This is a genomic window from Janthinobacterium sp. AD80, from assembly GCF_002878455.1.
Taxonomy (GTDB): domain Bacteria; phylum Pseudomonadota; class Gammaproteobacteria; order Burkholderiales; family Burkholderiaceae_D; genus Janthinobacterium.
The window spans coordinates 1-13,778 of the sequence record NZ_NRDQ01000050.1 but is presented as its reverse complement, the minus strand read 5'-3'; the positions used below and the strand labels follow the sequence as shown (position 1 = coordinate 13,778).

Genomic DNA, 13,778 nt, shown 5'->3' with positions numbered 1-13,778 from the left:
AATAACCGGTGCCTGCCGTTTTATACATCTTCACCCCACAAGCAACATCTGGGGTCGGACGGGGACGCCGAGTCCCGGCGGGTCTGACCCCAGCATTTGCCGTTGGGTTTAATTAATGACGGAAGTGACGCGTGCCCGTGTACAGCATCACGACGCCGCGCTCGTCCGCGGCGTCGATCACTTCCTGGTCGCGCATGGAGCCGCCCGGGTGAATGACGCAGGTCGCGCCCGCGTCGACAACCACGTCGAGGCCGTCGCGGAACGGGAAGAAGGCGTCCGACGCCACGACGGAACCGGTCAGCGACAGGCCCGCGTTTTGCGCCTTGATGGACGCGATGCGGGCCGAATCGATACGGCTCATCTGGCCAGCACCCACGCCCAGGGTCATGTTATTGCCGCAGAAGACGATGGCGTTCGATTTGACGAATTTCGCCACTTTCCAGGCGAACATCAGGTCGGACAATTGCTGCGGCGTTGGCTGCAGCTTGCTGACCACGCGCAAGTCGCCGATACCGACGTTTTTCGCGTCCGGCGATTGCACCAGCAGACCGCCACCGACGCGCTTGAAGTCCATGGCGTTGACGCCTGCGCCCAGCGGGATTTCCAGCATGCGCACGTTTTGCTTGCTCGACAGAATCTGTTTCGCTTCCGCCGAGAACGACGGGGCGATCAGCACTTCGACGAACAGCTTGGCGATCTCGCCAGCGGTGGCGCCGTCGAGTTCCGTGTTGAAGGCGATGATGCCGCCAAATGCGGAAGTCGGGTCCGTCTGCAGGGCGCGCGCGTACGCTTCCGCTGCATTCTTGCCCAGGGCTACGCCGCATGGGTTCGCGTGCTTGACGATGACGCAGGCCGCGCTGTGCTCGAAGCCGCCCAGGCTCTTCACGCATTCCCAGGCCGCATCAGCGTCGGCGATGTTGTTGTACGACAATTCCTTGCCTTGCAGCTGGCGGTAGTTGGCCAGCGCGCCATCGGTGGTGACCAGGTCGCGGTAGAAGGCGGCGCTCTGGTGCGGGTTCTCGCCGTAGCGCATGTCCTGCACTTTTTCAAAGGCCACGTTAAGGATCTGCGGATATGCGCCGCGCTCGGCATGCACCTTCGTCGGGCCCAGGCTGGTCAGGTAGTTGGTGATGGCGCCATCGTATTGCGCCGTGTGCGCAAAGACTTTTTTCGCCAGCATGAACTTGGTGTCATAGCTGACGTCGCCTGCCTTGCCGTCGGCCGCACGCATTTCCGCCAGCACCACGTCATAGTCGGTCGGATCGCAGATGACGACCACGTCCTTGTGGTTCTTGGCCGCCGAACGCAGCATGGTCGGGCCGCCGATATCGATGTTTTCAATCGCGTCTTCCAGGGTGCAGTCGGCCTTGGCGACCGTGCCCTGGAACGGGTACAGGTTGACCACCACCATGTCGATGGTCGGCATGTCGTGCTCGACCAGTTTGGACATGTGCTCAGGGAAATCACGGCGCGCCAGGATACCGCCGTGCACTTTCGGGTGCAGGGTTTTCACACGGCCATCGAGCATCTCCGGGAAACCCGTGTAGTCGGCGACTTCCGTCACGGGTACACCGTTGTCTGCCAGCAATTTTGCGGTACCGCCGGTGGACAGGAGGTTGACGCCGAGGGCGGACAGGGCACGGGCGAATTCGAGAACGCCGGTCTTGTCGGAAACGGAGAGGAGAGCTTGTTTGATCATGGCTGTGGCTAGGTGGTTAAGTGTTCTTGGCGAATGGCGCAGGGGCAAAGGCTGCGGCGGATTCAAATCTTGGCGTCACTTGCATGCCGGCATTACAGCAAACCGTGCTCCTGCAATTTCTTGCGCAGGGTGTTGCGGTTAATGCCCAGCATCTGCGCGGCATGCGACTGGTTGCCATCGGCGCGTGTCATCACGACTTCCAGGATGGGCTTTTCCACGGTCAGCACGACCATGTCGTAGATATTCGATGCTTGCTGTTCGCCCAGGTCATTGAAGTAATCTTCTAGACTTTTCTGTACGACTTCCTGAATGCTTTCTTTGCTCATTTGTATGCTTCAACCGGCTGAACACCTGACAATCCACTGCCGCGGCGCTCATGCGGGCCGCTTGCTGCCATCTTGTCTCGGTGTTGTAATTAATATTGCATGACGCTCTGTATAGGCGCTCGCCCTTGTACTGCTGGTAACTTATTCACCTGCTTGTTGCTATCTGCTCATGCTGCCCTGGCCATAGTTTTGATCTCATCGATCAGGCCACTTTCACTGGATTCGGAGAGGCGGTATTGTAACCGCTCGCCAAATTTCCATTGCGACTCAAAAAATTGATCGACGGCCAGCAATTGCGCATCCGTCGACTCCAGCACATTCATTTGCTGGCGGAACGCTTCCCCGCCTTCCAGGTCCTTCACATACCAGCCGATGTGCTTGCGCGCCGTGCGCACGCCGAGAAATTCGCCATAAAACGCGTAATGGGCGCGCAAATGCTCGTCCATCAGGCTGCGCACTTCGTCCACGTACGGCGCTGGCAGCAAAGTACCGGTGCGCAGGAAATGGTCGATCTCGCGGCAAATCCACGGCCGGCCCTGCGCCGCGCGGCCGATCATGACGGCATCGGCACCCGTTTGATCGAGCACAAAGCGGGCCTTTTCCGGACTGGTAATGTCGCCATTGGCCACCACGGGAATACCCACCGACGCTTTCACAGCGGCAATGGTTTCATATTCGGCATCGCCCTTGTAGCCATCGGCGCGCGTGCGGCCATGCAAAGTCAGCATCTGGATGCCGGCTTGCTCGGCGATGCGGGCGATTTTCAGGGCATTCCTGTTTTCGCGGTTCCAGCCCGTGCGAAATTTCAGGGTGACGGGCACGTCAACGGCATTGACGACGGCGTGCAGGATCTTTTCGACCAGGCTTTCGTTTTGCAACAGGGCCGAACCGCACCAGCTGTTGCATACCTTCTTCACGGGGCACCCCATGTTGATGTCGATGATCTGCGCGCCCCGGTCCACATTGAACTTGGCGCAATCGGCCAGGTCTTGCGGATCGGCACCGGCGATCTGCACGGCCTTCGGCTCCATTTCGCCTGCATGGTCCGTGCGGCGCGAGCTTTTTTCCGTCGCCCACAGGCGCGGATTCGACGCCGCCATTTCCGACACGGCGTAACCGGCACCCAACTGCTTGCACAACTGGCGGAAAGGCCGATCCGTCACACCCGCCATGGGAGCGACGAAAAACGTTGTTGCGCAGAATGTGAGGGCCGATTTGCACTGAGGAACCTGGAATGGACGGAGGAACCTGCTATTTTAACCGATTCCCTGCCTAATTAATAAGCACTATTTTTTTGCTTCAGTGCGCCTGGGCGGGCGCCGCGCTTGTGCAGTACAGCAAAACAGGGCGCCGGCGGACAGCGCCGGCGGCTCGCCCGGCTCTTGACCCGGCGCTTAGCCCAGCTCGTCCATTGCGGGCGCGCTCAGGTGTTCGATATTGCCCCAGTGCACCAAATGCAGCTTGCCGTCCGCATACGAGAAACGGTTGACGCTGGCATTTTTCACCTGGAAGTCGCGCGGACTGTCGAGCGTCATGCCGACCGCTTCGCGGTAAGCGCATTCGAGCACGCCGCCATGCGCCACGATGGCGATGGTCTGGCCGTCATACCGTTCTGCCCAGCGGGCGATGGCGCCATTCGCGCGCGCATAAAACTGTCGGAAGCTCTCGGCTTGCCGTTCGCCCGAGGGCATCACGGCATCGATCTGGCGCGATTGCCACTGCGCATATTCATGCGGATAGCGCTCGGCGATATCGGCATACAGCAAGCCTTCAAAGGCACCATAGCAGCGCTCGCGCAGCAAGGGGTCCGTCTGCACGGGCAAGTGCTTCACGTCGGCAACGGCTTGCGCCGTCTGCCGCGCGCGCTGCAGATCGCTGGCAATGATGGCGGCCAGCGGCTCACCGGCCAGCGCCTGCCCCAGCGCGCAAGCTTGCGCCAGGCCCGCTGCGTTCAGGGCGATGTCGATATGGCCCTGCAGGCGGCGGCCCGCATTCCAGGCCGTCTCGCCATGGCGTATCAGTAAAATCGTGGTGCTCATGCTTTATTTTTTCAGGGTAAGTGCCAGCTCGGGGTTCAGCGAATAGGCAACGACGAGCTGGGCTTCGTCGAGGATGTGGCCGTAGAGCGCGGCATGCGCCTGCTGCCCCGTAAAACGCTCGGGCAAGGCCAACTGCGCCACGTCGAGCGCATACAGGCGAAACAGGTAATGGTGGATGCGTTCGTCATTCCACGGCGGGCACGGGCCATCATAGCCGTAATAGTCGCCAGCCATGGCGGCATCGCCGGCAAACCAGGCCGTGTAGTCGTTAATGCCCTGGCGCAGCCCAGGACCGGCAGCCTTGCCACGGGGCGTGATGCCACTGGAAAATTCACCGGCGGCAATAACCCGCATGGCCGGCGGCAAATCGAGCAAGCTCCAGTGATAAAAGTCGCTGCGCAGCGCCGTCAGCGGCAGGGCCTGATCATCGCGGTTGGCCAGGCTGGCGTCTTGCGGCGCATCGGGGTCGATGCAGAACAGGGCCAGCGACTCGGTGCCGTTGGGCACCTCGTCCCAGGCCAGATGGGGATTGCGGTTGCCCGCGAGGCGCACGCGGCTGGCCGGATCGATCTCGGCAAAGGCATTCTCGGCCGGCATCAGGCCGCCATCACGAAACGTCTCGCTCCACAATTTCATCGCTTGCTCCTCTTTATAGTTATGGCTTTGCGCTTATTTGGCATTCACTTGCAGCCAGAACGTGACCGGGCCATCGTTGGTCAAGGACACTTGCATGTCGGCGCCAAACTGCCCCGTTTCCACGCCCGCATGGCGGCTGCGCGCCTGTTCCACGAAATGCGTGAACAGGCGCAAACCGTCCTGCGGCGCGGCCGCCGGGGTGAACGACGGGCGGGTGCCGGACTTGGTGTCGGCCGCCAAGGTGAACTGCGGCACCAGCAGCAGGCCGCCGGCCACGTCCGCCACGCTGCGGTTCATCTTGCCCGCCTCGTCGGCAAACACGCGGTAGCCAAGCAGCTTGGTCAGCAGGGCGTCCGCTTCCTTCTGCGTATCGCCCCGCTCCGCGCACACCAGCACCATCAGGCCCGCGCCGATGGCGCCAATGGTGGCGCCATCGACATCGACTTTGGCCTGCGTGACGCGCTGCAGCAGCGCGATCATGCCGTCAAGGTGACGCGCGCGAAGCTGCGCTTGCCAACTTGCAGGACGAACTGGCCGGCCGCCACTTGCAAGCCCTTGTCGCTGATGACGGTGCCGTCGATGCGCACGCCGCCCTGGTCGATCTTGCGCATGGCTTCCGAGGTGGATGGGCACAGGCCCGCCTGCTTGAGCAATTGCGGGATGCCCAGCGGCGCGCCGGCCAGGGTCACTTCCGGGATATCGTCGGGAATGCCGCCTTTCGAGCGGTTGACGAAGTCGGCCAATGCATCTTCGGCCGCCTGCTGCGAGTGGCAGCGGGCAACGATCTCTTGCGCCAGCGCAACCTTGGCATCGCGCGGATTGCGGCCTTCCTCGACTTCGCGCTTCAGCTGCGCCAGCTCGTCGATCGAGCGCCACGACAGCAACTCGTAGTAACGCCACATCATGACGTCGGAAATGCTCATCAGCTTGGCGAACATGGTGTTGCCCGGCTCAGTGATGCCGATGTAGTTGTTCTTCGACTTGGACATTTTTTCCACGCCGTCCAAACCTTCCAGCAGCGGCATGGTCAAAATACACTGCTGCTCCTGTCCGTACTGCTTTTGCAGTTCGCGGCCCACCAGCAGGTTGAACTTCTGGTCCGTGCCGCCCAGTTCCAGGTCCGATTTCAGGGCCACCGAGTCATAGCCCTGCATCAGCGGGTACAGGAATTCATGCACGGAAATAGGAATGCCGCCCTGGAAGCGCTTGGTGAAGTCGTCGCGCTCGATCATGCGCGCCACCGTGTAATGGGAAGCGAGCTGGATGATGCCGCGCGCGCCCAGCGGATCGCACCATTCGGAGTTATAGCGGATTTCCGTCTTGCTGGCGTCCAGCACCAAAGATGCTTGCGCGAAATACGTCATCGCGTTAATCTCGATCTGTTCCTTGGTCAGCGGCGGGCGCGTGACATTGCGGCCCGAAGGGTCGCCGATCATGGAAGTGAAGTCGCCGATGAGGAAAATGACTTGATGGCCGAGGTTTTGCAGCTGGCGCATCTTGTTCAGGACGACAGTATGACCCAGGTGCAAGTCAGGTGCGGTCGGATCCAGGCCCAGTTTGATGCGCAGGGGAATACCGGTTTTCTCGGAGCGTGCTAATTTTTGCGCAAATTCGCTTTCGATCAAGAGTTCGTCGACGCCACGCTTGGTAATCGCGAGGGCTTCTTGTACTCTGTCCGACAGCGGAAGCGCGGTCTGAGCTGCGTTAGCCTTTGTAGGCGATGCGGTGGTGTTGATTTCCATAAAATTTGACTGTAGATCTCAAAATGGTAGTAGGTTTGCGGAGTTTGTTATAATGCTCGATCCCATCAATCTTGCCGTATGAAAACGAATCAAAATAACAATAACAAAGAGCGCTAGCTCAGGTCACGTTCAAGGGCAAATTTTAACTGATTGCATGAACCCTATACATAAAATCACAGGCTCACGCTTGTACACACAGCTGACGACGACGCGCAAGGCACGCATTATCAGCGTGTCGGCAGTGTTGCTCACCGTGGCCGCCTTTGGCGCCGTCGCGGTGTCGCCCATGGCGCCTGATGCCTCCGATCTGCCGGTCACCTCGATCGCCCAGAACCTGGAAATGCCGGACATCGCCTCGCAAATCTCCGCGATGGAACAGGTAGACCAGAATTTCACCCACGAAGAAAAAGTCCGCGCCGGCGATACCCTCGCCACGCTGCTGACCCGTCTCGGCGTGGATGATGCGGCGGCCGCCAATTTCATCAAATCCGACAAGATCGCGCGCGGCGTGATGCTGCTGAAATCGGGCAAGCGCGTACAGGCGCAGACCTCCGAAACCGGCGAACTCAACTGGATGCGCGCCACCCTGGTCGACGGCACCGACAAATCGGTCAAGAACATCCTGATCACCCGCAAGGGCGACAAGTTCGTGGCCACGGAAGTGGCAGCCCAGCTGGAACGCCGCGTTGAAATGCACGCGCGCAAGATCACTTCCACCCTGTTCGCCGCCACCGATTCCAGCCTGGACGGCACCCGCCTGCCAGACTCGATTTCCGCGCAAATCGTGGAAATGTTCTCCACCAATATCGACTTCCGTTCCGACCTGAAACGCGGCGACTCCTTCAATGTGGTCTACGAAACGTTCTGGCAAGATGGCGAATTCGTCCGAGCGGGCCGCATCCTGGCCGGTGAATTCACCAACCGCGGCACGACCTACCAGTCCGTTTGGTTTGAAGACCCGGCCACCAAGCAAGGCGGCGGTTACTACAGCTTCGACGGCAAGTCCCTCAAAAAAGCCTTCCTCAAATCCCCTCTCGAATTCTCCCGCATCTCGTCCGGCTTCTCCATGCGCGTGCACCCGATTTCCGGCAACTGGAAAGCGCACAAAGGCATCGATTTCGCCGCAGCAACGGGCACGCCTATCCGCGCGTCGGGCGATGGCGTGGTCGATTCGGTCGGCATGCAAAATGGCTACGGTAATGTTGTTGTCCTGAAACACTGGTCCAACTACAGCACCGCCTATGCACACATGAGCCGCTTTGCTTCCGGCCTGAAAAAAGGTCAAAAAGTGAGCCAGGGCGATGTGATCGGCTATGTCGGCACCACCGGCTGGTCCACGGGCGCCCACTTGCACTATGAATTCCGCGTCGGCGGCGTGGCGAAAGATCCGCGCACCCTGAACGTGACGGCGCAAGCCCCGCTGACGGCCGCTGAACTGAGCCGCTTCCGCCTCGTCTCCAACGACATGATGCACCGCTTCACCCTGCTGCGTCCGAACGACACGGCACTGGCTTCGCGCTAAGCAACACTGCCTTCGGGCAAGCAACAAAGGCACCGCCCATGCAGATGGCCGGTGCCTTTGTTTTATGCGGCGTGCGTTTGCGGCGCGCAGAAAATGCGGCACAATAAGCGCCTCACACTGCCAACACCAAGGAATTCCCATGCTGTATATCGGTTTGATGTCGGGCACCAGCCTCGATGGCGTTGACGGCGCACTGGTCGACTTTGCCGACGATGGCAGCGTGCGCAGCCTGGGCGACGCGTACATTCCGTTTCCCGCCAGCCTGCGCGCCGACCTGATGGCATTGCAAAGCGCGGGCCCGAATGAAATCGAACGCGAGGCGCTGGCCGCCAACGCGCTGGTACGCCACTACGCGCATTGCGTGGCCATGCTGCTCAACAATGCCGACATCGGCGCGGACGCCATCGCCGCCATCGGCGCGCACGGCCAGACCATCCGCCACCGCCCCGAACTGGGCTTTACGCGCCAGTTGAACAACCCGGCCCTGCTGGCTGAACTGACAGGCATCGACGTCATCGCCGACTTGCGCAGCCGCGACGTGGCGGCCGGCGGCCAGGGCGCGCCGCTGGTGCCCGCCTTCCACCAGGCCATCTTCAATGTGCCGGGCCACACGCGCGTGCTGGCCAATATCGGCGGCATCAGCAATATCAGCGTGCTGCACGCGGACGGCGGCGTGACGGGCTACGACACGGGCCCCGGCAATGCGCTGATGGATGGCTGGGTCCTGCGGCACCTTGGCCAGCCCTACGACGCCAACGGCGCCTGGGCGGCGACAGGCCAGGTGATTCCCGCCCTGCTGGCCGATTTGCTGAACGAACCCTATTTCGCCCTGCCGGCGCCAAAAAGCACGGGACGCGACCTGTTCCATGCCGACTGGCTGAACGCCAAGCTGGGAAATTATCCATCCGCCCTGCCGGCCGACGTGCAGGCGACCCTGACGCAGCTGACGGCCGCCAGCCTGGCGCAGGCCATCGCGCGCGACGGCGCGCAGGCGGAACATGTGTATGTATGTGGCGGCGGCGCGCAGAACGCCAGCCTGATGGCGGCCCTGGCCGCTGAATTGCCGGGCATGGCGGTGGCCTCCACGGCAGACCTGGGCGTGGCGCCCAGCCAGGTCGAGGCGCTGGCGTTCGCCTGGCTGGCCTGGCGCTTTACGCAGCGCAAGCCGGGCAACTTGCCGGCCGTGACGGGGGCGCAGGGATTACGCGTGCTGGGGGCGCTGTACCCGCGCTGACACAGAAGGTTGCTTCAGAAACACAAATAGCGGATCATCGATCCGCTATTTTTATGCTGCGCCAGCAAACCGGCGCGCCTGAAAAACGTTCAGGGCAAGGCGCATTGCCGATAACAGTACGAATAGTACGGCGAGGCAAGGCAATGCCGCCGTGGGCGTTTTCCCAGGTGTGCTTATACCGAGAAAGACGAACCGCAACCGCAGGTGGAAGTCGCCGTCGGATTCTTGATCACGAACTGCGCGCCTTCCAGGTCATCCTTGTAGTCGATTTCCGCGCCGACCAGGTACTGGTAGCTCATGGAATCGATCAGCAGCTGGACGCCGTTCTTGACCATGGTGGTGTCATCTTCGTTGACGATTTCGTCGAAGGTGAAGCCATACTGGAAACCGGAGCAGCCGCCGCCCTGCACGAAGACGCGCAATTTCAGGTCGGGATTGCCTTCTTCTTCGATCAGCTGCGCGACTTTTTCAGCGGCGCTATCGGTAAAGATAATAGGGGAAGGGATCACATCTTGCATTTCAGCGACGGCATTCATATCAGGCACTCCTACTAGAAAACATTAAGTCATTATAGACTGTTGGCGCAAGTCGCGCTGCGACCGCCGCTGATGCGGCTGGCCGGTGTTGTTCCTGCTCACATTTCCGACACGGCAAGGTGCAGCACGGGGTCGGCGCTGTCGTGGCGGCTCAGCTTGCCCTGCACCAATGCGCCGCTGTGCATTTCCAGCACCTTGTAATACACCTCACCTACAATGCGGGCCTTGGGCTGGATTTCAAGCATTTCGGACACATACACGGGGCCGTTGATCTCGCCGCTGACCACCAGGCAGGAACAGCGCACCTCGCCATCGATGCGCCCCGCCTCGCCCAGCACCACATAAGTGGTATCGCCCGGCTCGCCTGTGACATTGCCGCGCACATGGCCATCGATGCGCAGGCCGCCGCAAAACAGCAAGTCGCCCTCGATCCGCGTCGAGGCGCCGATCAGGGTGTCGATGGGGTTTTTCGCGTTGCGCTCGAACATGAACGTCATCCTATCGGGGTACGTGGCAGTCCAATTTATCACAGGTCCGGCAAAAAGGCGCCGGACCTGCACAAGCAGCGGCGCCTGTGCTTAAGGCATCACGGCGATATGTTGCAAACCGGCAGTTTCTTTCAAGCCAAACATCAAGTTCATGCACTGCACGGCCTGGCCGGAAGCACCTTTGACCAGGTTATCCTGCACCACCAGCACGATGACGGTGTTGCCCCCTTCAGGACGGTGCAGCGCCAGGCGCAGCATGTTCGAGCCGCGCGTGGAACGGGTTTCCGGGTGCGAACCGAATGGCATCACGTCGACGAAAGGCTCGTCCTTGTATTGTGCTTCGAACAAGGATTGCAATTCTTCATTGCTGACTTCCTTGTTCAGCTGCGCGTACAGGGTCGAATGCATGCCGCGGATCATCGGCACCAGGTGCGGCGTGAAGGTCAGCGCCACTTTCTCGTCCGTGAAGCGCTGCAGCTGCGCCGTCGTTTCCGGCAGGTGGCGGTGGCCGGCCACGCCATAGGCCTTGAAGCTGTCGCTGCTTTCCGAGAACAGGATGCCGATTTCCGCCTTGCGGCCGGCGCCGGACACGCCCGACTTGCAATCGGCGATGAGAGCGCCGGCATTGACCAGGCCAGCCTTGAGCAGCGGGTAAAAGCCCAGCTGCATGGTGGTCGGGTAGCAGCCTGGATTGGCGATCAGCGTGGCTTGCTTGATATCTTCACGGTTCAGCTCCGGCAAACCATACACGGCTTGCGCGATCAGTTCCGGCGCCGTGTGGGGAATCTTGTACCACTGCTCGAACTTGGCTTGGTCTTTCAGGCGGAAGTCGGCGGCCAGGTCGATGACTTTCACGCCGGCGGCCAGCAGGGCCGGGGCTTGTGCCATGGCAACGCCGTGTGGTGTGGCGAAAAATACCACGTCGCACTGCTCCAGGTTGGCCTTGTCGGGCGAGGTGAACGCCAGGTTCACGTGGCCGCGCAGGGAAGGATACATGTCAGCAACGGGCAAGCCATCTTCCTTGCGCGAGGTAATCGCCGTCAACTCGACATCCGGATGGGTTGCCAGCAAACGCAGCAATTCCACGCCCGTGTATCCAGTGCCGCCGACGATGCCAACTTTGATCATGTTCTTTCCTTGTAGAGGTGTTGCTTGGAGATGAGGGGAAACGTTCCCCATGGGGTTTTTCGCGTATTTTACAGCGCAACGGCGCATCCCGCTGAAATGCAAAAAAGCCGCGGGACCGAAGTCCAGCGGCTTTTCGAGCAGCACCCCGGAAGGTGCTGTAGCGTAGAAATTAACGCTTCGAGAATTGCTTTGCGCGACGTGCTTTGCGCAGACCAACTTTTTTACGCTCGACTTCACGTGCATCGCGGGTCACGAAGCCGGCTTTCGCCAGTTCCGGTTTCAACGCTGCATCGTAGTCGATCAGAGCGCGGGTGATGCCGTGACGAACTGCACCAGCCTGGCCCGACTCACCGCCGCCATGGACGTTGACTTTGATGTCGAAACGCTCGACATTGCCGGTCAGTTCCAGTGGTTGACGGATGACCATCAGACCCGTTTCGCGCGAAAAGTATTCGTTTGCTGGTTTGCCGTTAACAACGATCAAGCCTGTGCCAACTTTGATAAAAACCCGAGCCACTGCACTTTTGCGACGGCCGGTTCCATAATTGTAATTACCGATCATGTCAGTTCCTTAGAGAACAAGTGCTTTAGGTTGCTGAGCAGCGTGCGGATGGGAACCTTCCGCGTACACTTTCAGCTTCTTGATCATTGCGTAGCCGAGTGGGCCTTTAGGCAGCATGCCTTTGACCGCTTTCTCAAGCGCGCGACCTGGAAAACGCTGTTGCATTTTCTGGAAGTTGGTTTCGTAGATGCCGCCTGGATAGCCAGAGTGACGGTAGTAAATTTTCTCAGTAGCTTTGGTACCGGTCACACGCAGTTTGCCTGCGTTGATGACGACGATGAAGTCGCCGGTATCGACGTGAGGAGTAAATTCTGGTTTGTGTTTGCCGCGCAGTCGGAGTGCCACTTCGCTGGCAACACGTCCGAGGACTTTGTCCGTCGCGTCAACCACGAACCAATCGCGCTGGACTTCATGTCCTTTAGCGGAAAATGTTTTCATGTTGACTTCCTAATAGATTACACGCTCAAATGGTGGTTCCGCCGATGCTGCTATGCGGACTCTGCCTTATTTACTTTTCCTGAGCGAACGGAAAGCCGACAAGTATAAGCGGCTTTGCCTTGCCACGTCAAGCCGCAATGCAGGCAGGCTGCGGCCCGGCGGGCGGCACATGGACAGGCATTCCTCTATTACAATACAAAACGCTTACAATTTTCGGAGAGTACGATGGAATGCAAAGTCAGCTGGAATGGCCCGTCGGGCATGAGTTTTCGGGCAGAAACGGGTTCCGGCCATCTGGTGACCATGGATGGCGCGCCCGATGGCGGCGGCCATAACCTGGCGCCACGCCCCATGGAAATGGTCCTGCTGGGCACGGGCGGCTGCACCGCCTATGACGTGGTACTGATCCTGAAACGCGGACGCGAAGCCGTCAGTGGCTGCGAAGTCACCCTGAAGGCCGACCGCGCCGAGACGGACCCGAAAGTATTTACCAAGATCCACTTCCACTTCAGCGTACGTGGCAAGGCCCTGAAACCGACGGCCGTGGAGCGGGCAGTGGCCTTGTCGCATGACAAATATTGCTCGGCATCCATCATGCTGGCGAAAACGGCGGAAATTACGCACTCCTTCGAAATCATCGAGGAATAATGTAGCTCGGATTGGCGGGGCAGCGCCCCGCGTAATCCGACGACACCGGTAGCGCCAACAATGTTGTCGGATTACGGCCTGCGGCCTAATCCGACCTACCCGACCTGTCAAATGTAGTAAGCGGTTTTTGTCATCACTTTACCCATGATGCCCATCAGCGCCTTCACGGGTGCCGGGGTGTCGATGGCGCCCAGTCGCTGGGCGGCGGCGCCGTGCTCCACTTCGTCGATGGCCATCTGCTTGACGATGGCGCGCGATTTCGCGTCCTGCGGCGGCAATTCTTCCAGGTGGCTGGCCAGGTGCGCTTCCACCTGGCGTTCCGTTTCCACCACAAAACCCAGGCTGCGGCCGTCGCCCATGCGCGCGGCGATGGTGCCCAGCGCAAACGAACCGGCATACCACAGGGGATTGAGCAAGCTCAGGCGCGAACCCAGCTCCGTCAGGCGCTGCGCTGTCCAGGCCAGGTGGTCTTCCTCTTCGCGTCCCGCTTCGTCGAACTGTTCACGGATGGCGGCGCTGTGCGCATAGCGCGCCTGCGAGTTGTACAGCGCTTGCGCGCACACTTCACCGACATGGTTGACGCGCATCAGGCCGGCGCTGTGGCGCTGTTCCGCCGCGCTCAGTGCCGCATCGGGCGCGTGCGCGGCCGGCGACRGKMKCGWSRMKGAAGCYRYRYSCGCMAKTGTATGCGCGCTGCTTTGGCACACAGACCATCGGCTTGCGCTACTTCAATGTCTTCGGCCCGCGCCAGGACCCGCTGGGTGCCTACGCGGCCGTCAT

15 protein-coding genes and 1 pseudogene are annotated in these 13,778 nt (G+C 60.5%); 3 read left to right on the top strand and 13 right to left on the bottom strand.

What is annotated here, in order from left to right; translation table 11 throughout:
• Positions 1-112 precede the first annotated feature (112 nt).
• The 7 genes from purH to tyrS all read right to left on the bottom strand — a co-directional run bounded on the left by purH (position 113) and on the right by tyrS (position 6,442).
• The gene (purH, locus tag JaAD80_RS11840) at positions 113-1,699 is read right to left on the bottom strand and encodes a bifunctional phosphoribosylaminoimidazolecarboxamide formyltransferase/IMP cyclohydrolase (protein ID WP_102294343.1); all 1,587 of its coding nucleotides are present in this window, start codon (positions 1,697-1,699) and stop codon (positions 113-115) included.
• 92 nt (positions 1,700-1,791) lie between these two features.
• Positions 1,792-2,025 (bottom strand): helix-turn-helix domain-containing protein, encoded by a 234-nt coding sequence (locus JaAD80_RS11835; RefSeq protein WP_008445162.1) that lies wholly within the window; start codon positions 2,023-2,025, stop codon positions 1,792-1,794.
• A gap of 167 nt (positions 2,026-2,192) precedes the next feature.
• Entirely contained in the window at positions 2,193-3,197 is a 1,005-nt protein-coding gene (gene dusB, locus JaAD80_RS11830) for a tRNA dihydrouridine synthase DusB (protein ID WP_102294342.1), read from the bottom strand.
• Positions 3,198-3,419: 222 nt separating this feature from the next.
• Complete coding sequence (locus JaAD80_RS11825) at positions 3,420-4,064, bottom strand: histidine phosphatase family protein (RefSeq protein WP_102294341.1); 645 nt, start codon at positions 4,062-4,064, stop codon at positions 3,420-3,422.
• A gap of 3 nt (positions 4,065-4,067) precedes the next feature.
• A complete protein-coding gene (locus JaAD80_RS11820) occupies positions 4,068-4,700 on the bottom strand; it encodes a YbhB/YbcL family Raf kinase inhibitor-like protein (protein WP_102294340.1) in 633 nt (210 codons plus the stop codon).
• Positions 4,701-4,733: 33 nt separating this feature from the next.
• On the bottom strand, positions 4,734-5,180 hold the full coding sequence (dtd, locus tag JaAD80_RS11815) for a D-aminoacyl-tRNA deacylase (RefSeq protein WP_102294339.1): 447 nt from the start codon (positions 5,178-5,180) through the stop codon (positions 4,734-4,736).
• Complete coding sequence (gene tyrS, locus JaAD80_RS11810; protein WP_102294338.1) at positions 5,177-6,442, bottom strand: tyrosine--tRNA ligase; 1,266 nt, start codon at positions 6,440-6,442, stop codon at positions 5,177-5,179. The genes dtd and tyrS overlap by 4 nt, the downstream gene beginning before the upstream one ends.
• A gap of 154 nt (positions 6,443-6,596) precedes the next feature.
• Between tyrS and JaAD80_RS11805 the strand changes: the two genes are divergently transcribed.
• Together JaAD80_RS11805 and JaAD80_RS11800 are read left to right on the top strand one after the other, a co-directional pair.
• The gene (locus tag JaAD80_RS11805) at positions 6,597-7,964 is read left to right on the top strand and encodes a M23 family metallopeptidase (protein ID WP_102294337.1); all 1,368 of its coding nucleotides are present in this window, start codon (positions 6,597-6,599) and stop codon (positions 7,962-7,964) included.
• 139 nt (positions 7,965-8,103) lie between these two features.
• Positions 8,104-9,198, top strand: a complete 1,095-nt coding sequence (locus JaAD80_RS11800) for an anhydro-N-acetylmuramic acid kinase (RefSeq protein ID WP_102294336.1) — start codon at positions 8,104-8,106, stop codon at positions 9,196-9,198.
• A 173-nt stretch (positions 9,199-9,371) separates the two neighbouring features.
• Here JaAD80_RS11800 and erpA read toward each other — a convergent pair whose 3' ends face one another.
• The 5 genes from erpA to rplM form a co-directional block, all read right to left on the bottom strand.
• Complete coding sequence (gene erpA / locus JaAD80_RS11795; protein WP_029496047.1) at positions 9,372-9,734, bottom strand: iron-sulfur cluster insertion protein ErpA; 363 nt, start codon at positions 9,732-9,734, stop codon at positions 9,372-9,374.
• Between the two features lie 98 nt (positions 9,735-9,832).
• Positions 9,833-10,222, bottom strand: a complete 390-nt coding sequence (locus JaAD80_RS11790) for a polymer-forming cytoskeletal protein (protein ID WP_102294360.1) — start codon at positions 10,220-10,222, stop codon at positions 9,833-9,835.
• A 90-nt stretch (positions 10,223-10,312) separates the two neighbouring features.
• On the bottom strand, positions 10,313-11,350 hold the full coding sequence (gene argC, locus JaAD80_RS11785; RefSeq protein WP_102294335.1) for an N-acetyl-gamma-glutamyl-phosphate reductase: 1,038 nt from the start codon (positions 11,348-11,350) through the stop codon (positions 10,313-10,315).
• Positions 11,351-11,519: 169 nt separating this feature from the next.
• Positions 11,520-11,912 carry a 30S ribosomal protein S9 gene (rpsI, locus tag JaAD80_RS11780; RefSeq protein WP_010393285.1) on the bottom strand — a complete coding sequence of 131 codons (393 nt, stop codon included), beginning with the start codon at positions 11,910-11,912 and terminating at the stop codon, positions 11,520-11,522.
• Between the two features lie 9 nt (positions 11,913-11,921).
• A complete protein-coding gene (rplM, locus tag JaAD80_RS11775) occupies positions 11,922-12,350 on the bottom strand; it encodes a 50S ribosomal protein L13 (protein ID WP_010393282.1) in 429 nt (142 codons plus the stop codon).
• 225 nt (positions 12,351-12,575) lie between these two features.
• Between rplM and JaAD80_RS11770 the strand changes: the two genes are divergently transcribed.
• Positions 12,576-12,998 carry an OsmC family protein gene (locus tag JaAD80_RS11770; protein ID WP_092803779.1) on the top strand — a complete coding sequence of 141 codons (423 nt, stop codon included), beginning with the start codon at positions 12,576-12,578 and terminating at the stop codon, positions 12,996-12,998.
• A 107-nt stretch (positions 12,999-13,105) separates the two neighbouring features.
• On the opposite strand, the pseudogene coq7 reads toward JaAD80_RS11770, so the two are convergent.
• Positions 13,106-13,705 (bottom strand): annotated as a pseudogene (gene coq7 / locus JaAD80_RS11765) (2-polyprenyl-3-methyl-6-methoxy-1,4-benzoquinone monooxygenase).
• Between the last annotated feature and the right edge of the window lie 73 nt (positions 13,706-13,778).

What these genes read in the sequence shown, in the direction of transcription:
- rpsI (WP_010393285.1), bottom strand. Translation starts at nt 11,912, where the DNA reads ATGATCGGTAATTACAATTATGGAACCGGCCGTCGCAAAAGTGCAGTG.
- JaAD80_RS11825 (WP_102294341.1), bottom strand. Translation starts at nt 4,064, where the DNA reads ATGAGCACCACGATTTTACTGATACGCCATGGCGAGACGGCCTGGAAT.
- JaAD80_RS11790 (WP_102294360.1), bottom strand. Translation starts at nt 10,222, where the DNA reads ATGTTCGAGCGCAACGCGAAAAACCCCATCGACACCCTGATCGGCGCC.
- JaAD80_RS11770 (WP_092803779.1), top strand. Translation starts at nt 12,576, where the DNA reads ATGGAATGCAAAGTCAGCTGGAATGGCCCGTCGGGCATGAGTTTTCGG.
- argC (WP_102294335.1), bottom strand. Translation starts at nt 11,350, where the DNA reads ATGATCAAAGTTGGCATCGTCGGCGGCACTGGATACACGGGCGTGGAA.
- tyrS (WP_102294338.1), bottom strand. Translation starts at nt 6,442, where the DNA reads ATGGAAATCAACACCACCGCATCGCCTACAAAGGCTAACGCAGCTCAG.
- JaAD80_RS11820 (WP_102294340.1), bottom strand. Translation starts at nt 4,700, where the DNA reads ATGAAATTGTGGAGCGAGACGTTTCGTGATGGCGGCCTGATGCCGGCC.
- dtd (WP_102294339.1), bottom strand. Translation starts at nt 5,180, where the DNA reads ATGATCGCGCTGCTGCAGCGCGTCACGCAGGCCAAAGTCGATGTCGAT.
- JaAD80_RS11835 (WP_008445162.1), bottom strand. Translation starts at nt 2,025, where the DNA reads ATGAGCAAAGAAAGCATTCAGGAAGTCGTACAGAAAAGTCTAGAAGAT.
- JaAD80_RS11800 (WP_102294336.1), top strand. Translation starts at nt 8,104, where the DNA reads ATGCTGTATATCGGTTTGATGTCGGGCACCAGCCTCGATGGCGTTGAC.
- JaAD80_RS11805 (WP_102294337.1), top strand. Translation starts at nt 6,597, where the DNA reads ATGAACCCTATACATAAAATCACAGGCTCACGCTTGTACACACAGCTG.
- rplM (WP_010393282.1), bottom strand. Translation starts at nt 12,350, where the DNA reads ATGAAAACATTTTCCGCTAAAGGACATGAAGTCCAGCGCGATTGGTTC.
- dusB (WP_102294342.1), bottom strand. Translation starts at nt 3,197, where the DNA reads ATGGCGGGTGTGACGGATCGGCCTTTCCGCCAGTTGTGCAAGCAGTTG.
- purH (WP_102294343.1), bottom strand. Translation starts at nt 1,699, where the DNA reads ATGATCAAACAAGCTCTCCTCTCCGTTTCCGACAAGACCGGCGTTCTC.
- erpA (WP_029496047.1), bottom strand. Translation starts at nt 9,734, where the DNA reads ATGAATGCCGTCGCTGAAATGCAAGATGTGATCCCTTCCCCTATTATC.